The sequence below is a fragment of the Williamsia limnetica genome, assembly GCF_003217475.1.
Lineage (GTDB): Bacteria > Actinomycetota > Actinomycetes > Mycobacteriales > Mycobacteriaceae > Williamsia > Williamsia limnetica.
Window position 1 is genome coordinate 82,200 of the sequence record NZ_QJSP01000008.1, and the last position, 23,171, is coordinate 105,370.

Annotated in this window: 23 protein-coding genes; 11 read left to right on the forward strand and 12 right to left on the reverse strand. The window is 63.9% G+C overall.

Translation table 11 applies throughout. From position 1 onward, the window contains the following. Position 1: 1 nt before the first annotated feature. Positions 2–1,564: an ABC transporter substrate-binding protein gene (locus DFR67_RS14455; RefSeq protein WP_110470210.1), complete on the reverse strand. Its 1,563-nt coding sequence runs from the start codon at positions 1,562–1,564 to the stop codon at positions 2–4. A 190-nt stretch (positions 1,565–1,754) separates the two neighbouring features. Here DFR67_RS14455 and DFR67_RS14460 point away from each other — a divergent pair, with 190 nt between their 5' ends. From DFR67_RS14460 to DFR67_RS14470, 3 genes are all read left to right on the forward strand, one after another. Further along, the gene (locus tag DFR67_RS14460; protein WP_110470211.1) at positions 1,755–3,302 is read left to right on the forward strand and encodes an acyl-CoA synthetase; all 1,548 of its coding nucleotides are present in this window, start codon (positions 1,755–1,757) and stop codon (positions 3,300–3,302) included. Positions 3,303–3,464: 162 nt separating this feature from the next. Further along, positions 3,465–4,367 carry an LLM class F420-dependent oxidoreductase gene (locus DFR67_RS14465; RefSeq protein ID WP_110470401.1) on the forward strand — a complete coding sequence of 301 codons (903 nt, stop codon included), beginning with the start codon at positions 3,465–3,467 and terminating at the stop codon, positions 4,365–4,367. Between the two features lie 21 nt (positions 4,368–4,388). Further along, positions 4,389–5,300, forward strand: coding sequence for an SDR family NAD(P)-dependent oxidoreductase (locus tag DFR67_RS14470; RefSeq protein ID WP_110470212.1), 912 nt, complete (start codon positions 4,389–4,391; stop codon positions 5,298–5,300). Here DFR67_RS14470 and DFR67_RS14475 read toward each other — a convergent pair. Continuing rightward, positions 5,265–6,035 (reverse strand): SDR family NAD(P)-dependent oxidoreductase, encoded by a 771-nt coding sequence (locus DFR67_RS14475; RefSeq protein WP_110470213.1) that lies wholly within the window; start codon positions 6,033–6,035, stop codon positions 5,265–5,267. The two genes, DFR67_RS14470 and DFR67_RS14475, sit on opposite strands and share 36 nt — an antisense overlap. A gap of 97 nt (positions 6,036–6,132) precedes the next feature. Here DFR67_RS14475 and DFR67_RS14480 point away from each other — a divergent pair, with 97 nt between their 5' ends. Then, a complete protein-coding gene (locus DFR67_RS14480; RefSeq protein WP_110470214.1) occupies positions 6,133–6,894 on the forward strand; it encodes an SDR family NAD(P)-dependent oxidoreductase in 762 nt (253 codons plus the stop codon). 59 nt (positions 6,895–6,953) lie between these two features. Here DFR67_RS14480 and DFR67_RS14485 read toward each other — a convergent pair whose 3' ends face one another. Genes DFR67_RS14485 through DFR67_RS14500 form a run of 4 tightly spaced genes read right to left on the reverse strand, consistent with a single transcriptional unit; the run spans position 6,954 to position 12,100 of the window. Then, entirely contained in the window at positions 6,954–8,372 is a 1,419-nt protein-coding gene (locus DFR67_RS14485; RefSeq protein WP_110470215.1) for an aldehyde dehydrogenase family protein, read from the reverse strand. 16 nt (positions 8,373–8,388) lie between these two features. Beyond that, complete coding sequence (locus DFR67_RS14490; RefSeq protein WP_245937953.1) at positions 8,389–9,387, reverse strand: aldo/keto reductase; 999 nt, start codon at positions 9,385–9,387, stop codon at positions 8,389–8,391. Then, positions 9,380–10,795, reverse strand: a complete 1,416-nt coding sequence (locus DFR67_RS14495; protein ID WP_110470216.1) for an acyl-CoA reductase — start codon at positions 10,793–10,795, stop codon at positions 9,380–9,382. The genes DFR67_RS14490 and DFR67_RS14495 overlap by 8 nt, the downstream gene beginning before the upstream one ends. Before the next feature lie 9 nt (positions 10,796–10,804). Further along, complete coding sequence (locus tag DFR67_RS14500; protein ID WP_110470217.1) at positions 10,805–12,100, reverse strand: hypothetical protein; 1,296 nt, start codon at positions 12,098–12,100, stop codon at positions 10,805–10,807. Between the two features lie 103 nt (positions 12,101–12,203). On the opposite strand from DFR67_RS14500, the gene DFR67_RS14505 reads away from it, so the two are divergent. Then, the gene (locus DFR67_RS14505; protein ID WP_245937954.1) at positions 12,204–12,875 is read left to right on the forward strand and encodes a TetR/AcrR family transcriptional regulator; all 672 of its coding nucleotides are present in this window, start codon (positions 12,204–12,206) and stop codon (positions 12,873–12,875) included. On the opposite strand, the gene DFR67_RS14510 is transcribed toward DFR67_RS14505, so the two are convergent. Genes DFR67_RS14510 through DFR67_RS14520 form a run of 3 tightly spaced genes read right to left on the reverse strand, consistent with a single transcriptional unit; the run spans position 12,817 to position 14,804 of the window. After that, complete coding sequence (locus DFR67_RS14510; RefSeq protein WP_110470218.1) at positions 12,817–13,503, reverse strand: TetR/AcrR family transcriptional regulator; 687 nt, start codon at positions 13,501–13,503, stop codon at positions 12,817–12,819. The genes DFR67_RS14505 and DFR67_RS14510 overlap by 59 nt on opposite strands. A gap of 9 nt (positions 13,504–13,512) precedes the next feature. After that, complete coding sequence (locus DFR67_RS14515) at positions 13,513–14,352, reverse strand: SDR family oxidoreductase (RefSeq protein ID WP_245937955.1); 840 nt, start codon at positions 14,350–14,352, stop codon at positions 13,513–13,515. Beyond that, the gene (locus DFR67_RS14520) at positions 14,331–14,804 is read right to left on the reverse strand and encodes a VOC family protein (protein ID WP_245937956.1); all 474 of its coding nucleotides are present in this window, start codon (positions 14,802–14,804) and stop codon (positions 14,331–14,333) included. Before DFR67_RS14520 ends, DFR67_RS14515 begins: the two co-directional genes overlap by 22 nt. 80 nt (positions 14,805–14,884) lie before the next feature. Here DFR67_RS14520 and DFR67_RS14525 point away from each other — a divergent pair, with 80 nt between their 5' ends. The 5 genes from DFR67_RS14525 to DFR67_RS14545 are packed head-to-tail and all read left to right on the forward strand — an operon-like array spanning position 14,885 to position 19,706. After that, positions 14,885–16,189, forward strand: a complete 1,305-nt coding sequence (locus tag DFR67_RS14525; RefSeq protein WP_110470220.1) for an acyl-CoA dehydrogenase family protein — start codon at positions 14,885–14,887, stop codon at positions 16,187–16,189. Continuing rightward, positions 16,186–17,205 carry a phosphotransferase family protein gene (locus DFR67_RS14530; protein WP_245937957.1) on the forward strand — a complete coding sequence of 340 codons (1,020 nt, stop codon included), beginning with the start codon at positions 16,186–16,188 and terminating at the stop codon, positions 17,203–17,205. The genes DFR67_RS14525 and DFR67_RS14530 overlap by 4 nt, the downstream gene beginning before the upstream one ends. Then, positions 17,202–17,972 (forward strand): enoyl-CoA hydratase-related protein, encoded by a 771-nt coding sequence (locus DFR67_RS14535; RefSeq protein ID WP_110470222.1) that lies wholly within the window; start codon positions 17,202–17,204, stop codon positions 17,970–17,972. Before DFR67_RS14530 ends, DFR67_RS14535 begins: the two co-directional genes overlap by 4 nt. 7 nt (positions 17,973–17,979) lie before the next feature. Next, entirely contained in the window at positions 17,980–18,960 is a 981-nt protein-coding gene (locus DFR67_RS14540; protein ID WP_110470223.1) for an NADPH:quinone oxidoreductase family protein, read from the forward strand. Further along, on the forward strand, positions 18,957–19,706 hold the full coding sequence (locus DFR67_RS14545; protein WP_110470224.1) for an SDR family NAD(P)-dependent oxidoreductase: 750 nt from the start codon (positions 18,957–18,959) through the stop codon (positions 19,704–19,706). The genes DFR67_RS14540 and DFR67_RS14545 overlap by 4 nt, the downstream gene beginning before the upstream one ends. Positions 19,707–19,718: 12 nt before the next feature. Here the strand turns inward: DFR67_RS14545 and DFR67_RS14550 are convergent, their stop codons facing one another. Continuing rightward, entirely contained in the window at positions 19,719–20,255 is a 537-nt protein-coding gene (locus tag DFR67_RS14550; protein WP_110470405.1) for a nuclear transport factor 2 family protein, read from the reverse strand. A 175-nt stretch (positions 20,256–20,430) separates the two neighbouring features. Between DFR67_RS14550 and DFR67_RS14555 the strand changes: the two genes are divergently transcribed. Next, positions 20,431–21,063 carry a TetR/AcrR family transcriptional regulator gene (locus tag DFR67_RS14555; RefSeq protein ID WP_110470225.1) on the forward strand — a complete coding sequence of 211 codons (633 nt, stop codon included), beginning with the start codon at positions 20,431–20,433 and terminating at the stop codon, positions 21,061–21,063. Positions 21,064–21,067: 4 nt separating this feature from the next. Here the strand turns inward: DFR67_RS14555 and DFR67_RS14560 are convergent, their stop codons facing one another. Together DFR67_RS14560 and DFR67_RS14565 are read right to left on the reverse strand one after the other, a co-directional pair. Next, positions 21,068–21,700, reverse strand: coding sequence for a hotdog domain-containing protein (locus DFR67_RS14560; RefSeq protein ID WP_110470226.1), 633 nt, complete (start codon positions 21,698–21,700; stop codon positions 21,068–21,070). A gap of 465 nt (positions 21,701–22,165) precedes the next feature. Then, positions 22,166–23,089, reverse strand: a complete 924-nt coding sequence (locus DFR67_RS14565) for a TIGR03564 family F420-dependent LLM class oxidoreductase (RefSeq protein WP_110470227.1) — start codon at positions 23,087–23,089, stop codon at positions 22,166–22,168. Between the last annotated feature and the right edge of the window lie 82 nt (positions 23,090–23,171).

Genomic DNA, 23,171 nt, shown 5'->3' on the forward strand with positions numbered 1-23,171 from the left:
ATCAGCTCAGCCACAGCTCCTCCGGTAGGGCAGAACCCACCGTGTACATTTCGACCCCACGAACGTTGTTGCCCGAGACCACTGTCGGCGCCGAACGCGTGTACCACAGGCCCGGATTCAGCTCCACAAGTCTTTGCTGCACCACTTCGTAGGCGGCAAGTCGTTCTTCGACAGTGGCAGCAGTGCGTCCGGTGTCGAGCGCAGCGTCGAGGTCTGGGTCGCTGATACCGGTGTAGTTGCCGCGCGACGTCGAGTGAAAGGTGTTCCACAGCGAAGAGTCGGGATCCTGCACTGTCGACGACAAGATCAGCATGTCGAAATCGTGGGCAGCGATACGTGGCACCGTCGCCGCGAACTCCAGGACCTCGACATTGATCTCGACGTTGTCGAATGCGCTGAGCTGAGCCTGCATCGCCTCTGCCACCGCGCGATTCTCCGGTGTTGTGTAGGCGAGGAACGTGAACGACAGTGGTGTCCCGTCGGCCGCGAGTTCGTCGAAGAGTTCCTGCGCTTGTTCGGCATTCGACGTCGGTAGCTCGATGTCCGAGTAGAACGGCGAGTCCTTCTGGAACAGAGTGGTGGGCACCTGGCCTGCACCGTTGTAGACGGCGGCATCGATGGCAGGGCGATCTACTGCGAGGGCAAGGGCTTGACGTGCGCGAGGATCATCGAAAGGCGCTCTGCGGACATTCATCCCGATGAACTGTCCACCGCCGGTGTCCAGGGTTTCGGTCTGCAGGCCGGCCGCCTCGATCTTGGCGATGCTGGCCCAACTGGCCTCGGTCGCGATGTCGGCGCCGCCGGTGGTCATCGCATTCACCCGTTGGTTGGTGTCAAGCACTGCCCGAATCGTGATCGAGTCCAGGTACGGTCTCGGCGCATCCCAGTAGTCAGGGTTCTTCTGCAGCTCGATGGTGCTCTGCCGCCGCCAACTGGACAAAGTGAACGGTCCCGCACCCACGGGTTGTTCGCTGAACGACTCGGGCCCCTTCTGCAACGCGGTAGGCGACGCGATCCAATTCAAACCGCTGGTCACCAATGACTGCGCGAAGTGGGGCACCGGCGACACCATCGTCACGTCGAGCGTGAGGGGATCGACAACCTCGGTCGCGGCGACCAACACGGCCTGCGGGAGGGAGGGCGAGGCTGTCGCAGGATCTCGCAGCCTGTCCCAATTGAACTTGACGGCCTCTGCGTCGAGGGGGGTGTTGTCAGTGAACGTCAGGCCCGGCCGCAGGGTGAGGGTGAAGGTCGAGCCACCGTCATCCGACGAGAACTCACTGGCCATCTTCGGCTCGATCTCGAATGTTTCCGGGTCGTTCACCATCAGCGTTCCGTACAGCGCATTGCCCAGCATGCCGTGCGCCATCCAGACATTGATCATCGAGGCCGGGTCCATCGATCTGGGTTCGCCGCCCTGCACCGCCCGGAGTGCGCCCCCGGATACGGGATCGCCCTCGTCAGCCGCTGAACCGTCACCGCCTCCAGGCTCGGCTCCACCGCACGCACTGACCAAAAGCAGAACCGAAAACGCGACTGCCAGAAACCGTTTGCGCCGGATCATGATGCCCTCGTATCTGTGAAGTGCGACTGGGACGTTGCTGCGAAGGGAGTACTGGAGGATGCCGCGGGAAGCCGCGGGATGCCAGAACCGTACCCCGAAACCTAAGAATGCTGTTCTGGAATGTGCGAATATTGTTACAAAGGAACTACGCAAGGCCTGCCCCGTCTCGAACTCCACGAAGGGACCTCTCATGCAGCTGATCCCCAGCTATCACGCCCAGCACACGCCGGATTCGCCGGCAATCGTCATGGGTACGAGCGGAGAAGTGGTCACCTACCGACAGCTCGATGAGCGTTCGACGCAGTTCGCACGAGCGCTGCGAGATCGCGGCCTCGTCGGCGGTGATCACATCGCGATCCTCATGGAAAACAACCGGGCGTTCCTCGAAGTCACGTGGGCGGCGCAGCGTTCGGGCCTCTACTACACGGCCATCAACCGCCACCTCGGTTCCGACGAGGTGCAATACGTACTGGACGACTGTGGCGCGGTCGCCCTGGTGGCGAGCGAGTCGGTCAGCGAGGCAGTAGGTGGCCTGGATCTGACCCGGGTACCCACCCGGATCACTGCCGCAGGCGAACTTCCGGGGTTCGAGGACTACGACGCAATACTCGCTGCAACATCGGCGGAACCGCTCGAGGACGAACGCGAGGGCCGCGAGATGCTGTATTCCTCCGGCACCACCGGACGACCCAAAGGCATCCGTAAACCACTCCCCGATACGGCTTTCGGTGATCCTTCCTCCGCGCCGGTTCAGATCGCGCAGGGAATGCTGGCACACAGCTCACAGGGAGACGTGGTGTATCTGTCCCCGGCCCCGCTGTATCACGGTTCACCACTCGTGTTCTCGATGTCGTGGCAGCGAGCAGGCGCAACCGTGGTGGTGATGGAAAGCTTCGATCCCCGGCAATGTCTCGAACTGATCGAGCGGTACCGCGTCACCGACGCCCAGTTCGTACCCACGATGTTCGTACGTATGCTTCGCCTTCCGACCCCCGAGCGCGAGCAGTTCGATCTGTCCAGTCTGCGCAGTGTCATGCATTCCGCTGCACCGTGCCCCGTTCCGGTCAAGTTTCAGATGCTCGACTGGTGGGGTCCGATCATTCACGAATACTATTCGGGAACCGAGGACGTCGGCGCGACCTCGATCACTGCACAGGAATGGCTCGCCCACCCGGGTTCGGTGGGCAGACCGCTGCAGCCCTGCCACATCGTCGGCGAGGGTGGCGAAGAACTGCCCACCGGGCAGTCGGGCGTCGTCTACTTCGAAGGTGGCAGGCCATTCGAGTACCACAACGACCCCGAGAAGACCCAGTCCGTGACCGAATCGCACGGTTGGCGCACCATCGGCGACATGGGTTACCTCGACGACGAGGGCTATCTCTACCTCACTGACCGCAAAGCCCACATGATCATCTCGGGCGGCGTCAACATCTATCCACAGGAGACGGAGAATCTCCTTGCCGGCCACCCACTCATCGCTGATGTCGCGGTGATCGGGGTACCCGACGATGAGATGGGCGAGTCAGTGAAAGCTGTTGTGCAGCTGGTCCACCCCGACTCCGACGGCACGGAGATCGAACAGGAACTCCGAGCGTTCTGTCGCGCGAAGCTGGCGTCGTTCAAGTGCCCGCGAAGCTATGACTTCGTCGACGAGCTCCCTCGCGATCCGAACGGGAAACTGTACAAACGGCGTTTGCGTGAACGGTACTGGCGCGACCACGACACCATGATCGGCTGACCTCACCGCCGGAGAGCACTGTCGGCCCGCACCTCAGCGAGAATCACACTTGCAACTTTTGGAAGTGCTATTCTCAGCTATTGGACATGCCGCGCAGTCACTCCATGCCGATCCGTGGGCCGGGCGAGACGTCAGCGCGTCAACGACTTTCACGAGGTGACGATGCGCTACATCTACCACTACCCGGAAACCAGCGGACCCGACGGCGACCTGTTTGCCGCAGGACCTCTGAAAGACGTGGCGGTCAGTGTCGAGCGCGCGGGTTTCGACGCCTTTTCGCTGAGTGAACACCCGGCCCCGGGATCCAAATGGCTTGCCACAGGTGGACATCAGACAATGGATCCCTTCGTCGCGCTGGGATTCGTGGCCGCGGCGACCGAGAGTCTCAAACTGCTGACCTACTTGGCCGTTGCACCATACCGAAACCCCCTACTCCTGGCCAAGGCCGCCTCGACGCTCGACACACTCTCCGGCGGACGCTTGATCCTGGGGCTGGGTACCGGCTACCAGAAGAGTGAATTCTTCGCCCTCGGAATCGATATCGAGGAGCGCAACGTCTTGTTCGACGAAGCCCTCGATGTCCTACCGCTGCATTGGAGTGGCGAGGCCTTCAGTTACCAGGGAAAGCACTTCAGCGCCCGGGACGTGATGGCCCGGCCGCGTCCACCACAGACTCCGATCCCGATCTGGATCGGCGGAAATTCTAAGCTCACCCGCCGACGGGTGGCGCAGCGAGCGCAGGGCTGGATGCCGATGTCCGGTGGAGCACAACTGAGTTCCACCGCTCGCACACCCGCGCTCGGATCGAGTTCAGAGTTGGGCGAGAAGATTGCAGAGCTACGACACGCTGCGACCGCGTCAGGGCGAACCGAACCGATCGACGTGCTCTACTCCTACCAGGCAGACGGTCTGTCGACTCCCGGCGCCGATGCCGACCGGCATCGCGAAGCGTTCGACCACCTCGAGAAGGCCGGCGTCACCTGGGTTGTGGTGTCCAGCGCGACCAGCGAGTACTCGGCGACGACCGATTTCGTCGAAGCTTTCGGTTCGACTTACCTGGCATGACAGAGGAATAGAGGCCGATCAGTGGGATGGTTCGAAGAACGTAGTGGACTGGACGAGGCCGTCGCGGTGATCACCGGTGGCGCAGGGGGCCTCGGCGAGGCAATCGTCTTGGACCTTGCCGCCAACGGCGTCCGGCCCGCAGTCGTCGACATCGACGCCGAGGCCGTGGAGGTCTTGCGCCAGACGCTCAGCGAACGTGGACCCGACGCGATCGTCCACCATGGCGACGCGCGGGATCCTGACGTTCTCGAAGCACTGTTCACCGCGGCCGACGAACGATGGGGACGTCTGGACATCCTCGTCAACATCGTCGGCGGCACCTTCCGGTCCGACTTCGTCGACACCACCCCCAAGGGCTGGGATGCCCTGCTACGAATCAACTTCAATCATGTTCTGCAGGCCTGCTCACTGGCAATACCGCGAATGCGAGCGGGCAACCGCGGGGGCAGCATCATCAACATCACCACCATCGAGGCCCACCGCGCGGCGCCTGGCTTCGCCGTGTACAGCGCCGCAAAAGCGGCCGTCGAGCAATTCTCCCGGACACTGGCCGTCGAGGTCGCACCCGACGGCATCCGGATCAACAACGTCGCACCAGACTTTGTGCCGACGCCCAACCTCACCAGGTTCGGGGCGGGGCAGACCCCTGCGATGGCGACACCGTCTGGTGCACGCATCGCCATCCCGATGGGTCGGGTCGGAAAGGTCTCCGATGTGTCGAACGCGGTGGTCTTCCTCGCGTCGGGACTCTCGACCTACATCACCGGCACCACCGTGCACCCGGACGGCGGGACGCTGGCATCATCGGGCTGGTTCAACTGGCCCGACCACGGGTGGGCCAACTACGCGCCCAACTCTGTGCTCACGCATCTCGATTCCCAGCAGAATGACCGCTCATCAGTACAGGCCGCCGTCAACCCTGATGAACGATGATGTCGTGTAGCTCGACGCCGAACTGGCCAGATACAGTGCGGTGGTCACGATCTCACCCGGTTCACCTGGCCTTCCCGCAGCACTTCTGAGCCCGGACCGGGCGTCGTCGCCCCACGACTTCGCGATATCGGTCAGGAACGGACCGGCCGAGATCGTGTTGACCCGCACCTTCGGCCCGTATTCACGCGCGAACACCCCAGCGAGGGCATTCAGCCCGGCCTTCGCAGCCGCGTACGGGCCGAAGAACGGTGCCGGGAAGATGGCACCCGACGACGAGATGTTGATGATCGACCCGCCCGTGCCGTCCGCCATTCGCCGACCGATCACCGAAGACAACCGAAACGGTCCTTTGAGATTTACTGCGACCACCTTGTCGAAGAGCTCTTCGCTGGTTTCTTCAGACGACGGCGCGACGGGCGACATACCCGCGTTGTTGACGAGGATGTCGACAGTGCCGAAGCGGTCGTAGGCCGCCTCCACCAAGGCGTCCACGTCGTCCCACCGGCCGACGTGGGTACTGATCGCAAGCGCCTGGCGGCCGAGCTCTTCGACCTCCCGCGCCACGGATTCGCAGGCCTCGAGCTTGCGGCTGGCAATCACCACATCAGCGCCGGCACGTGCGAAGGCCAGCACCATCTCGCGGCCCAAGCCCCGGCTTCCGCCGGTGATGAGAGCGACCTTTCCGGTCAGAGCAAAGGGATTGGCGACCGCGATCGAACTCGGAGAAGTGTTCATACGCCGAGTATAGAATGCTATTCTCGGTAATGAGATTGTTATTCTGACATGGGTTGCGAGAGCAACCGATCATTCCCCCGAGGACGAGGACTTCGACATGGACGGTTTAGCGGACAAAGTGGTTCTGATCGCCGGAGGCGCAACCGGCCTCGGCGCCGATTCCGCACAGCGGCTGGCACGCGAGGGCGCCACCGTGGTGGTCGGCGATCTTGACGGGGACGGTGCGAAGCGCACCGCCGCCGCCATCGTCGACGCCGGGGGTCGAGCGGTGGGTGCACAATTCGACATCTCGGACGACGATTCGGTCAGGGAGCTGGTCGCATTCGCCGTCGACACCTATGGCGGGATGGATGCGGTGCACGTCAATGCCGGAGACATGGGCTCGCTGCGCAAGGACACCAACGTGGTCGACATCGATCTTGCGACCTGGGACCGCACCATCGCTGTCAACCTTCGTGGACACATGCTCGTCAGCCGCCACAGCATCCCGGCGCTGCTGGCGCGCGGCGGCGGCTCGATCGTCTACACCTCGTCGATCGCCTCATTCACCGGCGAGCCCCAGCGGCCAGCTTACGCCGCCACCAAGGCCGGCATCAATGCTCTTGCCCGCCATGTGGCTTCCGGGTGGGGCAACGACGGTATCCGTGCCAATGCCATCACACCCGGGTTGATCTTGACCGATGAGATCAGGCAGGGTGCCGACCCGAAGATGTTGGACGGCATGCTCCGTAGGACCCGCAGTCCCCGCCTCGGCGAAGCCCGCGACATCTCGGGCATGGTCGCCTATCTGATGTCCGACGATGGCGCGTGGATCAACGGACAGGTCGTGAACGTCGACGGCGGCACCGTCCTGCGGTGACCTTTCCGGAGTGCCCCTTCCGGAGTGCCCCTTCCGGAGTGCCCGCAACCACCTGCGTGTCAGAGTTTGATCGTCACGCACTTCACCTGGCTGTAGTGATGTAGTGCTTCGACTCCCTTTTCGCGACCGTAGCCACTGTTCTTCCAGCCACCGAATGGCGTTTGGACCGACGCGGTGGACCAGGTGTTGACGAACACCTGGCCTACTCGCAGTCGATCACTGACGGTGAGGGCGCGAGATACATCCCGCGTCCACACGCCCGCGACGAGGCCGTAGTCCGAATCGTTCGCCAAGGAGACCGCCTCGGCATCGTCGTCGAACGGGATCACCACCACCACCGGCCCGAAGATCTCTTCGCGTGCGATGCGTGCCGCATTGTCGATGCCGGTGTAGATGGTGGGATCGATGTAGAAACCTCCGGTCTCCTCCGCCAGCTCCGACACGGTTCCACCTGCCGCAGTGTGCGCACCGTCCGCCTCGGCCACCTTGAAATACTCCTGTACCCGGCCGAATTGGTCGCGGGTGATCAGCGGCCCGATGTCCTGGCCGACCCGGACGGTGGCGGCCAGTTCGACGAGTTTGCCGACCACTTCGTCGTGGATCGAGCGATGCACGAGTAGCCGGGTGCCTGCCGAGCAGACCTGACCCGCATTGGCTGTGAAGGCCTGCACCGAGCCGGCCACCGCCGCATCGATGTCCGCGTCGGCGAAGATGATGTTCGCCGACTTGCCACCCAGTTCCAAGGTCAGCGGAATGATCCGCTCGGCTGCGATCTTGCCGATGACACGTCCTGTGGGCACCGATCCGGTGAACGCGACCTTCGCGATGTCCGGATGCTCCACGAGGGCCGCACCGGCGTCGGCACCGTTGCCGAGGACCACGTTGAAGACCCCCGGCCCAAAGCCCACTTCCGAGGCCAACTGCGCGAGTCGGATGGTGGTCGACGAGGTGTATTCGGACGGTTTCACCACCACCGTGTTCCCTGCGGCGAGCGCGGGCGCACAGGCCCTGGCCGCCTGATTGATCGGAACATTCCATGGAGTGATGACACCGACGACACCGAACGGCTCACGTCGGGTGTACACATGTTGATCCGCCGCCACATCCAGGGTGTCGCCTATCGGCATCCCGATGAGACCACCGTAGAAGTCGAAATATGTTGCCGAACCCTCGATCTCACCCAGCGCGATCGCTTCAGGTTTGCCCGTTTCGCTGATCTCGAGTCGCGCGAGGTGCTGTGCGTCCGCACGCATCGCCCGTGCGAGATCGGAGAACAGCCGAGCGCGCACCAGCCCGGGGACCTGTCGCCACGACTCTGCAGCGGTCGATGCGGCAGCAACTGCGGTGGCGACGTCGACAGCGTCGCCACCGGCGATGCGACGCACCACGTTTCCGGACGCAGGATCGGTGACGCCCAGATAATCACCTCGCGATGGCGAGGCCGAGCAACCGCCGATCCAATGATCTAGTTGTTCCATCGTTTCCGGCGCCCTTTCAGGTGCTCGGCGTGAACATCGCACGCCGCTTGTTGAGGAAGTCGTGTGGATAGCCGAGCCGCACCCGGGACGCCGTCTCCAGCCGTTCGAGGTGTGTGTGGTCCAGCGAGACCCCCAACGCACCGAGATTGTCGCGCAACTGGGCGACCGTGCGGGCACCGATCGACGGCATGAGCCCTTGGCTGCTCACCCAGGCGAGTGCCACTCGCGCCGGGGTGGTGCCCAGTTCTGCGGCGATCTCACCGACTGCTGACACCGCACGCTGGGCAGACGCGGACAACTTGCTCGGACCGCAATCCGAGTGCTTCCCGGCCAGTAGTCCACGTGCCAGCGGGCTCCATGCGCAGACCGCGATCCCGAGATCCCGGGCCATCGGGATGAGTTCGCGGTCAGGCGTTCTCGCGACCAGCGAGTATTCCACCTGCATGGCGCAGAACGAGGTCCAGCCTCGTAGCTCGGCGATGACGTCGGAGCGCGACACCACCCATGCCGGTGTATTCGTCACCCCGATCGAGAGCACCTTGCCGGCGCGCACCAGATCATCGAGCGACCGCAACGTCTCCTCGGTGGGGGTGCACTGATCCCAGGCATGGACCCACAACAGATCGATGTAGTCGGTGTCCAGCCGTCGCAGGCTCGTCTCCACACTGCGCCGCAGGCTTTTTCGGTGACTGCCGCCGGAATTGGGGTCGCCCTTCTCGGTGGGCAACGTGTACTTGGTGCTCAGTACCACGTTGTCCCTCTCCGATGCGACAAACTGGCCGACCATCTCCTCACTGACACCATTGGTGTAGACGTTCGCCGTGTCGACGAAGTTGCCGCCGGCTTCGCGATAGATCTGATAGATCTCCCGGCATGCCTCCTCCTCGGCGCCAAAACCCCAGTCGGTTCCGAACGTCATTGCGCCCAGGCAGAGTTCACTGACCCGCAGCCCGGATTTGCCGAGAATACGAATCCTCATCGCGGCACTTTCGCCGGACGGCGCTGTTTCAGGCATCGTCGTCCACCACCCAGTTGACGAAACGATGAAGCGGATACATTCCGTCATGGGGGCTGCCCATACTCCCGGTCATGGCGCTGCCCAGCCTGACCACCCGCTGCACACCCGCGGTCGCGAGGTCATCACGGATCTCCGCCTTGCGATGCGTCGGGTAGACGCCGACGGTTTGGGTGGCCACGGTCGCGAGCGACGCGGCGTCACGCATCGAGTCGACCGGGATCACGTTCACCGTCTTGTTGGTCGGATGGAAGTCGACCATCTCCGGTGACCGCACCACCAACCCGCGGCCATCGAATGCGCCCCAGACCCGATATTCGGGCTCGAGAAACCGCATACCTTCGACGGCGTCCCGAATATCTGCCGCCGGCTTGGGTCCGACCGCCGACGTGAAGTCGCGGTCGACACCCATCCGGTCCACGAGAAGGGCGCAGAACCGATCGACCTGTTCGAGATTCCCTTCGACGCAGATGTGGCGTGCCGCCAGGCATGCGTCCTGGTTGAAGATCGTGACGTCTTTCGCTGCGAGTTCGGCGACCTCGCGCAATGTCTCCTCGGACTCGAACGCTTCCCGTCCGATGACGGACATCGACACCTTCGGGTCGAACGAGATCAGCTGGAATCCGGGACCCGCATACTTTGCCGCGTTCTCGATGGCGGCACCGCCGCCCCAGGCCACGAGCTTGTCGAAGTACTGCGAACGGTAGAGGATGTTCTCGACCTTCTCGTCGCCACCCCGCCAGTACACGGCTGACATCGACTGCAGAACAGGGTGACCCGGTGCGATATCGGCCATGGTCCGCAGCACCGCCACCGTCGTGAACGGGTCGGCCGACGGCATCTTGAAGACGTTGACCGCCTTGGTGAGCGCAGCATCAGCGATCGACGTCATGGCGGCGCTCGGCGAATTGCCGGCCAGCATGTGAACGAGTCGCGGCGGGAACGCGCGAATGCGGCTGACCCGCCCATTCGGATCGGTGCGTTCGACCCAGCCGTCGAGGACATCGACGTCACCGAAGGTCTTCTCGAGGCGGTACTCCAGCGCTTTCCTTGTCAGGAACTGTCCGGGGCGCGCGAAGGTGTTCTCGATGATCCGGCGGGGCAGCGCACTCACCTGAAGAGTCATCTCGAGCGACTCCTGGAGGTACTCGTTCTTCTCCAAGGTCAGGTGGGCGGCCGTCTCGACCAGGAAGTCGATGATGTCGGAGACCGGGACATCGAAAGCCGGGCCCTGTTGGGTACGAGGAACGAACAGTTCGTTGAACTCGATCTTGGGCGTGACGAACGGGACACCGAAGTCGCGGGAGAGGTATTCGCTGTCGTCGCCCCAGATCAGTTTGCCCCGGACGAAGTGCGGTACCCGGATCTTTGTCGTGGTTGTATCTGCGATGGATTCGGTCAATGTCATGATGGGTCCTCAGTCTTCGATGAAGCCGCGGACGTAAGCGTCCATGGTGCCTGCGCAGGTGATCTTGTCGTCGTCTTTGAGGTCGGAATAGCGCGAGATCTGATCGAACACTGTTGTCCCGGGGCGGCCACAGGGGCACCCGCCGAGGTCCGCTCGGATCTTGTCTCCCGAAATCGTTCCGCCCCAACGACCGTCGACCGTTGTGTCGAAGAATCCCGCACGTCCCTCGACTTGCCCGTCCGATACCGGAGCGAGCGTTTCGCCATTCTTGTCGAGGACGAGCAGAACCACCTCTGCCGGAACGTGATAGCGCCCCGCCAGACATTTCGGCATACGTAGGTTCAGTTCTTGCATCGAGTAGTAATGCAGGAATCGGCTCGGGTCGATGTTGAGAAGGCGGTAGATCTTGGACTGGTAGTCGTCGGGCAATGACGTGCCCTTGAGCCCGCCACCGGTCGTCAGCGCATTCTCTCCGGTGAGGTCGCCGTCCTCGACACCCATCTCCCGAAGTATCTCGGTCAACCGGTAGAGATTCGGGAACTGTGAGCTGAAGAAGAAGCGTTCGGAGCGGCGCTCGCGGATCTGCTGCGCGAAATGGTGGAGCCGCTCTTCGTTCTGCTGCTGCCGGCCGGCGGCCTCGGCCTCGAACTGTGCGACCTCGTCAGGTGCCGCGGTGCCGTCGGCCATGGCACGCCGCATGGCTTGCAAACGGGACATGTAGCGGTGGTGCCCGCCCGGCGCGCTGGTCGGCGGCAATTCGATGCTGTCGGGACTCCGATAGGAGGCCGCAAGCATCTCGCGCATGGCGATGTGCGAACTGAGCGACGTCTCAGGCCCCACCGGGATGAAGTTCCACTTGTTCTCCGGCGGAAGTCCGAGTTCAGCAAGGCAATCAAGCATGTTCCGAGACGACGTGTCGCGGTCGGCCCGCGTCTTGTTCAGGAACGACCCCTTCCCGCTGGTCCCACTCGAACTCGAGACCATGTGACCAGCTGCTTCGAGCCGGTCGATCCAATCGTCGACATCTTCGACGCCGGCGACGTCCACGTCGGCAACCCGGTAAGTGGACAGCGAGTCGAGCCAACGATTCATCTGCCCCCACTTGCCCTTGGCGATGAGCGACTCGGGATAACTCTTGTACGTCGTGTGCGGGAAGAGCAATGGCACCATGTCCTCGGGGGAACGGATCTGCGTGAGGCCCTCCCCTTCGGCACGCTGTGCCAGCAAGGGCACCTGGGCGCGGCGCTCTTGGAACCGCGCATCCAGATCCTCGATGAGATCGCGCTGGTCGGTCGTCACTGACATTGGTTCCTCCACATGAGAAGTCGGTCGGGGGATCGTCGATGAAATTAACCATACCCATGGGTATAGTTTTTTGTCCAGCTCAGTGGTGGCAGACTTGGCGTCCGTGACGTCGACCAACCCGAGAATCCCCCCGGACGGCGCGGCCCGAGGACGCGGCGGACGACCGACGAAGGCGCAGGCCTCTGCGCTGGACCGAACCATCAGTGAGTGCGCTCTCGCACTGTTCCTCGAGCACGGCTACGAGGGCACGTCCATGAACGCGATCGCGGCGGCAGCGCACACCACGAAACCCTCGCTGTACGCCCGTTTCCCGACGAAGGAGGATGTCTTCCGATCAGTGATCGGATGGGCGTTGGCGCGACGCGACTGGCCGTTGCCGGAGCCACCTCCACCGGACCCTGAGAACCTGGAGGAGGCATTGCGCGCCATTGCACACGCTGCGGTCAGGCGTTCCTCGAACCCTTCTGTGATCAAGCTCGAGCAAATCGCCATCTCGCATGCGGCGCGCTATCCCGACCTCGCCCGGCGCACGTATGGAACAGGCTTCTGGCCACGAAAGCAGCTGGTGGTCGACCTGCTGGTGCGACATGCGGCCACAGGTGTGATCGTCGCGGACTCTCCCGAGACCCTTGCCGAGTTGTTCCTGGGCATGGTCGGCGCACAGTCGCGCCTCGCGTCGTTCGGCATCATTCGTGACACCGATGATCAAGAACGACTCACCGACGCCGCGGTGCAGCTCTTCCTGCGGAGCCTGCGACCTCATCCGGCGGCGTGATCATCCGTAGACAAAACGCGCTGATGTGCTCGATCTCAGCCTGATTCGGTTCCGTGCGTTGCCACAGGTAGTCGGTCAACTTTCCCAGAATGGCGTGGGCCGCGAGCGATGCGTCGAAATCCGGATCCGCACTTCCCAATTCAGCGAATGGTGCCACCAGGAGAGTCGCCATCGGGCCGGTGGCCGAGAGTGAACCACTCGCGGTGTCCTCACCGAGGCTGCCGGCATTCCAGGAGACCGCCCGGGTGGTTTCCGCAGTGTCACCGGCCGCCTGAGCCAAGACTCCCTCGACCCACCGTCTGACCTTGCCCTCCGCGGTGGACTCTTTGCTCATCTGGTGCTCGACATAGGCGCGTAGCCGCGTGGTGCCGTCTTCGATCAACGCCGCGACCAACGCGTCTTTGGACGAGAAATGGCGATAGAACGCTTCGTTGGACAATCCTGCGGCAGCCACGATGTCGGCGACCCTGGGACGGGACGTGGTACCCCGGGTCCGGATCACCTCCAGCGCGGCATCGAGTAGCCGCCGAACCTCGGTGGCGTAATTGGCCCCGCGTTTGGCGAGTGACCGTTGCGCTATCCGGCTCGCCAGATCATCGGCAGCCTCGTCCGTCTTCCGCTCGTCCACAACGAAAGGTTAATGCCCGAGCACGGCGGCGCAGACGCCGCCGTCGACAAGTAGGTCCACACCGTTGAGGAAGCTCGCTTCATCCGACAGCGCAAAGGTCGCCACGGCAGCCACCTCGTCCGCACGACCGAGGCGACCGACCGGGGTCTGCTCCACCCACGCGCCCATACGAGGGTTGCCGGCAGCCTCCTGGCGACCTTGTGGAGTATCGATGAGGCCTGGTGACACCGAACAGATTCGGCCGCCCAGTGGTCCGAGGCGGACGGCTTCGCGCTGTACGAACTGCTTGACCCCGAGTTTTGCGATGGCATACGCGGCACCGGGGTGTTCGATTCGCGGCCCGACACTCTGATGGATGCGCTCGAAAAAGTGCTCGCTCAAAGGGTCGTCGAGAACGGCTGCTGTCGCGGCATCGATCTGGACGCCACCGATCACCGGGGCCATTGACGCGAAAGCCACCCAGGCCGTGCCCCGCACCGTGAGCGGTCGCAATGCGGCGGCCAGTCGTGCGGTACCGATCAGGTCGACGGTGAAGATCTTTTTCCAGTCGGCCATCGTCGGAGAGATACCCGCGACGTGGGCCACCGCCCGTAAGGAGCCCGATTCTCCGACCCGGGTGGCCAAACGGTCGAGACCGTCCACATCGGTGATGTCGAGGACAAACGGTCGTACTTCAGCCTCGCCGCGCGCCGACAACTCCGCCGCCGCGGTGGTCGCTGTCGTCTCGTCGCGGTCGACGAGGAGCAGGGTGTCCACCATGGATGTGATCCGGCGGGCACATTCGAGGCCCATGCCACGGCCCGCGCCGGTGACGACGCCGACGGTGCTCACGACTGCGCCGCCCAACACGGTTGCATCATCGGTTCGGCCGCCCGGGTGACCAGTTCCATCCGAATACCGTTGTCACCGCGCAAAAATGCGAAGAACGGCAAGCCGCCCGCACTTCTGGTCGCCTCGACGACGTAGCCGCCGCGCACCAGTTCCGCGGTGTCTGCGCCGATGTCATCAGACCAGTAGCCGAGATGGTGGATGCCCGATCCGGCAACCGGTTCCCAGAGCGTGCCCGGGATCGCTGCGACGACTTCCAGACGGGGCACACTGACCGAGTAGGAACACCCGAACTCCAGGGTCACCTCTCCCGACGGCAGAGTCACCGCCGTCGGGCCACCGATCGCCGGTCCCCACTCGTACCCCAACAACGCCGTGAGTTGCTCGCGTGTCGCGCTCGGATCGTCCGACACGATCCCCATATGGAAGAGGTCTTCTGCTTTCACCGTGGTCCGCCACTTTCGTCTGGTCACCTTTGAGAATCGCCCTCAGACTATCCAGAACTGTATTCTTACGCAGCAGAATGCTATTCTGGGGGCAACAAGGAGGCGTTATGGCATGGGATTTCGAGACCGACCCGGAGTATCAGGCGAAACTGGACTGGGCTGATGCGTTCGTCCGAGAGGAGGTCGAGCCGCTCGACCACGCGTGGCCACACCTGCAGTTCGTCCCGCTCGACGGAGGTCGTCGCAAGGCGATCGATCCGCTCAAACAGCGAGTCCGTGAACAGGGACTGTGGGCTACACACCTCGGTCCCGATCTCGGTGGTCAGGGATACGGCCAGCTTCAGTTGGCCCTGCTCAACGAGATACTCGGGCGGTCATCCTGGGCGCCGATCGTGTTCGGCTGCCAGGCACCCGACACCGGGAATGCCGAGATCATCGCTCATTACGGCACTCCGGACCAGAAGAAGCAGTATCTCCAGCCGCTGCTCGACGGCGAGTGCTTCTCGAGTTATTCGATGACGGAACCCCAGGCCGGGGCCGACCCGACACAGTTCACGACCAGCGCCGTTCGCGACGGCGATCACTGGATCATCAACGGCTACAAATACTTCTCTTCCAACGCGAAGACCGCGTCGTTCCTGATCGTCATGGTGGTGACCAATCCCGACGTGAGCGCCTACAAGGGCATGTCGATGTTCCTGGTCCCGACGGACACCCCCGGCGTGATCATCGAACGAAACGTCGGGCTCTTCGGGGAGCCGATGGATGAGGGCACGCACGCCCTCATCCACTACGACAATGTCCGGGTGCCCGACAGCGCCCTGCTCGGTGGTGGTGAGGGCCAGGCCTTCGCGGTCGCCCAAACCCGACTCGGTGGAGGACGGATCCATCACGCCATGCGGACGATCGGCTTGGCGCAGCGGGCGATCGACATGATGTGCGAGCGCGTGCTGAGCCGCGAGACCGCGGGCAGCCGGCTGGCCGACAAACAGTTCATCCAGGGCTACATCGCCGACTCGTACGCTCAATTGACCCAGTTCCGGCTGTTCGTGCTCAATACCGCCTGGAAGATCGACAAGTACAACGACTACAAGAAGGTTCGCAAGGACATCGCCACAGCGAAGGTCATCATGCCGACCGTTCTGCACGACATCGCCTGGCGCGCAATGCAAGTACACGGCGCCCTGGGTGTCACAAACGAGATGCCGTTCCTGACGATGGTGCACGGCGCCGCCGTGATGGGGCTCGCAGACGGTCCCACCGAGGTCCACAAGGTCACCGTGGCCAAGCAGGTCTTGCGTGACCACAGAGCCACCGATGACCTGTGGCCCACCGAATGGATTCCCAGGAAAGAAGCGGCCGCAAAGGCCAAGTACGCCGAATACCTCGAACTGGAAGTTGGAAACCTGTGATCGACACCGCAAAACTCGCCGCATGGATGGACGAAGCCGACCTTCCAGGAAAGGGCGCGCCGCTCGAAGCGCGCTTTCTCTCCGGCGGAACACAGAACGAGATCTACGAGATCGTCCGTGGGGACAGCAGTTGCGTGATTCGGCTCCCACCGGCTGCGGCACCAGCAAGCCGCGACGAGGGAATCATGCGCGAATGGCGAATCATCGAGGCTCTAGACGGTACGGACGTGCCGCATACCAAGGCAATCGCCTCCTGCTCCGACACCTCGGTGCTGGGACGGTCGTTCTATCTCATGGGATTCGTCGACGGCTGGTCGCCGATGAACAACAAGCAGTGGCGCGAACCGTTCACGAGCGATCCGGAATTGCGAAAGGGGTTGGCCTATCAGCTCGCCGAAGGAATCGCGCTGCTCTCCAAAGTCGACTGGCAGGCGAAGGGTCTGCAGGATCTCGGTCGCCCGGACGGTTTCCACGAGCGTCAGGTGAGCCGGTGGACCCGATTCTTCGATCGGGTGAAGGGCCGGGAACTCGAGGGAATGGACGAGGCCACCGCATGGCTCAATGCGCACAAGCCACTCGACTTCGTCCCCGGTCTCATGCACGGCGACTATCAGTTCGCGAACGTCATGTTCAAGGACGGCGCACCGGCGCGACTCGATGCGATCGTCGACTGGGAGATGGGTACCGTCGGTGACCCGAAACTGGATCTGGCCTGGATGGTGCAGGGTTGGCCCGAGGACACGAACGCGCCGGAGGCCGCCACCTCGAGCTACGTGGACCTGCGCGGGATGCCGTCGAGAGAACAGATGATCAACCACTACTCCAAGGTCTCGGGCCGTCAGGTCGACGACCTCGACTACTATCTCGTGCTCGCCAAATGGAAGCTCGCCATCGTTCTCGAACAGGGCTTTCAACGTGCCGGTGACAATCATCAACTGCAGTCGTACGGCCCCCTCGTGCCACGATTGATGAAAGAAGCCGCCGACTTCGCAGAATCGAGTGACTACCGATCATGACCACCGGAACCGAACAACTCGAACTGGTCCAGGAACGACGAGGACCGATTCTGATCCTGCGTTTGAATCGTCCGGACGCCCGAAATGCACTGAACGGCAGCCTAATCCAAGGCATCGGAACGGCAGCACTAGACGCCGAGGCGGACCCCGAGATCCGGGCACTCGTGCTCACCGGTACCGGCGATCGCGCATTCTGCGCCGGGATGGACCTGCGTGCGTTTGCCGACGGTGGCAATTTCTACTCCGAAGGGTTCGAACGGCTCGCGGAAGGACACCTGTCCATCCCGGTCATCGGCGCGGCTAACGGCACGGCGATCGGCGGCGGCCTCGAACTGCTCCTCGGTTGCGACGTGATCGTGTCCTCGTCGCAGGCGAAGTTCGGTCTGCCTGAGGTCAAACGGGGCATGTTCCCAGGCGGCGGTGGTACGAACATCGGAACTCGCATCCCGCTGGGCATCGCCCTGGAGATGACCCTCACCGGCGACTTCATCACCGCGGAGCGGGCCTACGAGATCGGTTTGGTGAACGCCCTGGCCGCGCCGGATGCCGTCCTCGAGGCCGCGATCGGCTACGCCGAGCGGATCGCCGCAAACGCGCCGTTGAGCCTCGCCGCATGCAAGGAGCTGGTTCGACTCGCGGTGACGGACAGCGAGCGCGTTCCGGAACGTCTCGGGCAGTGGCAGAAAACCGTCTTCTCCAGCAGTGACGCAAAGGAGGGCGCCACGGCGTTCATCGAGAAGCGAAGCCCGAACTGGCAGGGGCGGTAATCTCGTCGTGCGCGCAATCGTGTGCTCGAGCTACGGTGCACCAGAGGCTCTCCGGGTGGAAGATCTACCGTCACCTCCGTTGAAGACGGGGGAGGTACGGGTTGCCGTGGTCGCAGCCGCAGCCAACTTCCCCGACGTACTGGTGATCGCAGGTGAGTACCAGATCAAGGTGCCTCCACCATTCGTACCGGGCAGTGAGTTCGCCGGCGTGATCACCGAGGTCTCACCGGAGGTGGCCGGTCGCTCGATCGGCGATCGGGTCACCGGAACCGGCCTCGTCGGAGCTTTCGCGGAGGAGATCGTGGCCCGCGCCGACAAAGTGAGTCCGATCGCGGACGGCGTCGATGAACGCGTCGCCGCCGCGTTCGGGGTGGCGTATCGCACGGCGTTCCACACGCTGCGATCCGTCGCCCGCGTCGGATCTGGCGATCGGGTGATCGTCCTCGGCGCCGGCGGTGGTGTGGGGCTGGCCGCGGTCCAACTAGGGGTCCTGCTCGGGGCCGAGGTCACCGCGGTGGCATCGTCGTCGGAAAAGCTGGCGGTCGCAGAAAGTTACGGCGCGACCCACCTCATCAATCATCGCGAGGGCGACGTGAGGACAGCACTCCGCGCAGCGGTGCCGGGCGGCGCCGATGCGGTGATCGACCCGGTCGGCGGCGCGCTCTCGGAGCCGGCCCTGCGGGCACTGGGCCGAGGCGGTCGATTCGTCACCGTCGGATACGCGTCCGGAGAAATTCCTGCCATTCCGCTGAACCTGGTTCTGGTCAAGGGCATTCACATCGTCGGTTTCCAGTTTCAAGACATCCCGGCAGATGAGTTCGCCCGCAACGAGTCCGAACTGAACGAGCTGCTCGTCAACCGCCGAGTTGTCCCGCATGTCGGAGCAACATTCGCACTGGAGGACACCGGCAAGGCCCTTCGGCTCGTCGCCGACGGGCGCGCGGTCGGCAAGGTCCTGATAGAGATCAACCGAGGAGAACTGGCATGACAACACTCGACGGCAAGGTCGCCTTCGTCGCCGGTGCAAGCCGTGGCATCGGCGCGGCGATCGCAATGGCACTCGCGGAAGCCGGAGCGGCCGTGGCCGTCGCCGCCCGAACGGAACACGAGGGCAGGGTGCCCGGGACGATCGGGGCCGTGGCCGACCGGATCGTCGAGGCCGGTGGACGTGCCGTCGCGGTCCCGTGCGATGTGACCAGCGAAGAATCTGTCGAAGCGGCTATCGCGACCACCGTGAAAGAGTTCGGCGGCATCGATGTCGTCGTGGCCAATGCCGGAGTGCTCTGGCTCGGACCGATCGACTCAACGCCCCTCAAACGGTGGCAGCTGTGCCTCGACGTGAACCTGACCGGGGTCTTTCTGGTGACGAAGGCAGCCATCCCCCACCTGCGGGCGCGCGGTGGCGGTTCGCTGATCGCGGTGACCACCACCGGCGTCGACATGATCGACCGCGGGTCGAACGCTTATTGGGTGTCGAAGGCCGCGGTCGAACGGCTCTACCTCGGTCTCGCGAGCGACCTGTCGACCGACAACATCGCTGTGAACTGCCTCAGCCCTTCAAGGGTTGTGCTCACCGAAGGCTGGGCGGCAGCCGGAGGTGGACAGCGTATCCCGCCTGAGGCGATCGAACCGCCCGAGACGATGGGTGCCGCAGCGACGCTGCTGGCACGCCAAGACGCCTCCGGCATCACCGGCACGGTCCAACGATCAGAAACCCTGGTGCCCAGGGTCTGATTCGACCCCCGCTCACCACCGTGCCGGCGCGGGTACTTCCAGGGTGAGCGGCCGCTCGTACGACAGGTCGGTGCGATCGCGGGTACCCACCTGATAGCCCTTCTTCGTGAAGAAGGGCGACTTCAGGACGCGGGCATCGCCGACGAACATGGCCTCCACGGTCGAACGTCGAAGTGCAATGCGCCACTGTTCATCTCGGCGCTCGAGACGGTCCAGGTAGCGACCGCTGATGAATTGCGCGGTGGTACCGTCCATGCCGATCAGAACGACGATGACGTAGCTCTCGGCATGGGCCGTATCGCCTTCGATGTCACACGAGTGCGTGGTGATGTTGTGGGTGTGGACCACCGATGTCGAGGCGTGGGCCGAGTTCGCCCACTCTCCGTACTCAGGACCGATATTGGTGGCGTACCCGTGTTCGTCGATCGCATCCTCGTGATACGCCGCAGTGATGAGATCGATGTCGTGCCGATCGCACCCCCTGGCATGGCGGGCCACGCAATCGAGGATGGCGACCCGATCCTTGAGGTACCGGACATCCTCGTACATGGTCTGCAACCTGGTCTCTGAATTCACTTCGCACTCCTTGCCGCGGCGCCGAAGACGTCGGCGGATCGAACCGGGAACGGCCGCAGGATGTTCGAGCGACCCATCACCACTATACAGTCGTACAGCATCTCCGGGGTGCGAAAATACTTTCAATCGACTGAGCGGGGTATTGGACATGGCACCATCGACACGGCGCGTGGGAGCGCAGACGTCGAAGACCAGGGACACGATTCTCGACTGCGTGGAGAAGCTCATGATCAGGGAGGGCTACCCCAGCGTCACCTATCGCGTGCTTGCCGCCGAGGCCGGCGTGACCCCGAGCCTGGTCCAGTACTACTTCCCCACCCTGGACGCCATCTTCGTCTCGGCGCTGCAACGACGCACCGCCGAGAACGTGCAGCGCCTGCGCGACGCACTCGCGAAACGGCCCGATGAAATCCTGCACGTGATGTGGGAGTTCAGCCTGAAGGAGGCGACCGGCGCGTTGGTGACAGAGTTCATGGCACTGGGCAATCACCGCAAGACCGTCGGGGTGGAGATCGCTCGGGTCACCGAAGAGATTCGTCAGGTGCAACTCGAGGCCCTACGTGCGCGCGAGGGTGCGTCGCAGGCGGCGGAGCAGCCCCTCACCGCGGGTGCGCTCGTCGCATTGATCTCCGGTGTCCCGAAGATGCTCAGCCTGGAGCGAGGGATCGGGATCACCACAGCGCACGACGACGTGGTGAGGGCATTCGAGACGTACATCGACTCAGTGGAACCGCGGAGAACTCGCGCACGGCGGAGCCGCAGGCCTCGCGCCGAGAACTGACCCCTCACATACGGACGCCACGACCGCCGACGATCCTCGCCGCGGACACGGCAACGACACCGGCGACGGTGATCTCGCCGACCGCACGCAACTCACCGTCCGCGCCTCGCGAGAGCCTTCCGGTGGCGAGGAAATTCCGATACAGCGGCAACGGCCGGTGATACCGCACCGACAGCTCCCCGCCTGCGGCGGCCGGCCCCTGCTCGGACAGCGCGACATTCAGCACATGGTCGAGTATCAGCGCCGAGACTCCCCCGTGCACGAGCCCCCGGGGCCCCTGATAGGTGATTCCAAGAGAACCGGACGCCCCGGCAGTCCCATCGGGCAGGCACCAGACCTCGAGCGGCGGCGCGCACGCATTCGCGCGCCCCGCGACCGGATCGACACCCACAGGACGGCGGCCGTCGTCGCTGGCGCCGAGTTCTTCGGTGATTCGGTCGAGTTCCTCGGTGATCTGGTCGAGTTCCTCGGTGATCTGGTCGAGTTCCTCGGTGATCCGGTCGAGCTCCTGCGCGATCGCAGCCAACCCCGGATCGTCGTCGGCCACCCGGAGCAGCAGATCTGTCAGCCGGCGAAGGCCATCGGCCGCCGACTCGCGGGCGAGGGCAGTCGCCACCGCCTTGGCGTCCTCATCCATCGCGGGCTACCGCCGGCCTGGCCGTGATGAACAAGCCGTCCGCGCTGACACACAACTCACCGGCGAGCCGGATCTCCGCATGAGAGTACGCCTTTCGGCCCTCCGATCCCCCGTGCCAGGACGTTACGGTCAGCTCTCGTCCGGTCGGGATCTGGCGGTGGAATCGGAGCGTGAGCTGAGCCGTCAGTCCGGGCCGACCGGGTACCCACCACCGGGCTGTACCGCACGACCCTGCCACGTGTGTCCATCTCCGCAATCCGATCGACGGCGGGTTGCGCCGTCTTCTCGAGTTCGTCTGCGAGAGAATCAATCCTGGCTGCTATTTCAGCGAGGCGAGACGGTCCGGCAGTCGTGTTCACCAGGGCCACAGCGCTACGCCGTACGGACTCGGCCGCCCTGCGTATCGCATCATCTTCACCGCCCATCACGAGCGAGGCCTGTCGTGTCCGTCCAACGCATGCCGCCTCACGTGGCGCTGGTGGCCAGTTCACGCAGAAGGGCCCTGGTACGTCCGGCGGATGCACGCGGATCGGACCCGACCGGCGTCACCGCGGCCCAGATATCTGTGGCGCCGGCGTCGAGTAGACCTTGCAGCTGGACCCGCACCGATTCCTCGTTTCCGACAATCGCGACATCTGCCGGTTCAGCCGCACCTCCGGCGCTGATGATTCTTTTGTAGTTGGGCATTCCGGAGTAGACCCCGGACGTCGCCGCGACCGCGGCACGCGCCTCGTCGACGTCATCGTGAACTGCAACCGGCAAACCGGCGACGATCCGGGGATCAGGCCGTCCGGCGGCTGCGGCGGCAGCACGGATCGCGGGCGCGATACGCGATTCGATCGCCTTCGCCGCCGCCATCCACAGCACGGTTCCGTCCGCGAATTCTCCTGCCACACGCAGCATCCGGGGGGACATCGCCGACAGCAGGACGGGTACACGATGCACCGGGGAGACCATCCGACCTGCGCTCTTGACCGTCCACTCCTGGCCTTGCACGTCTACGTCCTCACCGCGCAACAGCGCCGTGACGATCTGGATGTACTCCTCGGTGTTGCGACCGGGGCGCTCGTAGGACAGTCCGTAGACGTCTTCGATGAGGGACCCGTGAGAGGGGCCCAACCCGAGGGTGATCCCGGGGCGGCCCATGGCCTCGGCCACAGCAGCGACGCGGTTGGCCTGCAGCAGTGGATGGCACGGATAGGTCTGCAGGACAGCTGTACCGAGCTCGATGGTGGTCGTCTCGCGACCGGCTACCGCCAGCGCCGCCAAGGGGTCACCGGTGACCGAACTCGCGTACCAGAGCGAGGAGAACCCATCCGCTTCGGCGCGCTGCGCCTGCTTCACAATCTTCTCGGTGGACGAGGCCCCGCCGGTCAATCCAATTCTCATGGTGCATCCTCTTCGCCGGAGTTACCGGGTATCGCGTAAACCGTCCGCACGGATTCGGGCGGGGGTTCGGCGCGCATCGTTT

Excerpts from the sequence above, each read along its gene's own strand:
- DFR67_RS14550 (WP_110470405.1), bottom strand. The coding sequence starts at position 20,255 with ATGTACGAGGATGTCCGGTACCTCAAGGATCGGGTCGCCATCCTCGAT.
- DFR67_RS14560 (WP_110470226.1), bottom strand. The coding sequence starts at position 21,700 with ATGGATGAGGACGCCAAGGCGGTGGCGACTGCCCTCGCCCGCGAGTCG.
- DFR67_RS14565 (WP_110470227.1), bottom strand. The coding sequence starts at position 23,089 with ATGAGAATTGGATTGACCGGCGGGGCCTCGTCCACCGAGAAGATTGTG.
- DFR67_RS14495 (WP_110470216.1), bottom strand. The coding sequence starts at position 10,795 with ATGACATTGACCGAATCCATCGCAGATACAACCACGACAAAGATCCGG.
- DFR67_RS14465 (WP_110470401.1), top strand. The coding sequence starts at position 3,465 with ATGCGCTACATCTACCACTACCCGGAAACCAGCGGACCCGACGGCGAC.
- DFR67_RS14500 (WP_110470217.1), bottom strand. The coding sequence starts at position 12,100 with ATGTCAGTGACGACCGACCAGCGCGATCTCATCGAGGATCTGGATGCG.
- DFR67_RS14525 (WP_110470220.1), top strand. The coding sequence starts at position 14,885 with ATGGCATGGGATTTCGAGACCGACCCGGAGTATCAGGCGAAACTGGAC.
- DFR67_RS14545 (WP_110470224.1), top strand. The coding sequence starts at position 18,957 with ATGACAACACTCGACGGCAAGGTCGCCTTCGTCGCCGGTGCAAGCCGT.
- DFR67_RS14475 (WP_110470213.1), bottom strand. The coding sequence starts at position 6,035 with ATGAACACTTCTCCGAGTTCGATCGCGGTCGCCAATCCCTTTGCTCTG.
- DFR67_RS14455 (WP_110470210.1), bottom strand. The coding sequence starts at position 1,564 with ATGATCCGGCGCAAACGGTTTCTGGCAGTCGCGTTTTCGGTTCTGCTT.
- DFR67_RS14460 (WP_110470211.1), top strand. The coding sequence starts at position 1,755 with ATGCAGCTGATCCCCAGCTATCACGCCCAGCACACGCCGGATTCGCCG.
- DFR67_RS14555 (WP_110470225.1), top strand. The coding sequence starts at position 20,431 with ATGGCACCATCGACACGGCGCGTGGGAGCGCAGACGTCGAAGACCAGG.
- DFR67_RS14480 (WP_110470214.1), top strand. The coding sequence starts at position 6,133 with ATGGACGGTTTAGCGGACAAAGTGGTTCTGATCGCCGGAGGCGCAACC.
- DFR67_RS14535 (WP_110470222.1), top strand. The coding sequence starts at position 17,202 with ATGACCACCGGAACCGAACAACTCGAACTGGTCCAGGAACGACGAGGA.
- DFR67_RS14490 (WP_245937953.1), bottom strand. The coding sequence starts at position 9,387 with ATGCCTGAAACAGCGCCGTCCGGCGAAAGTGCCGCGATGAGGATTCGT.
- DFR67_RS14485 (WP_110470215.1), bottom strand. The coding sequence starts at position 8,372 with ATGGAACAACTAGATCATTGGATCGGCGGTTGCTCGGCCTCGCCATCG.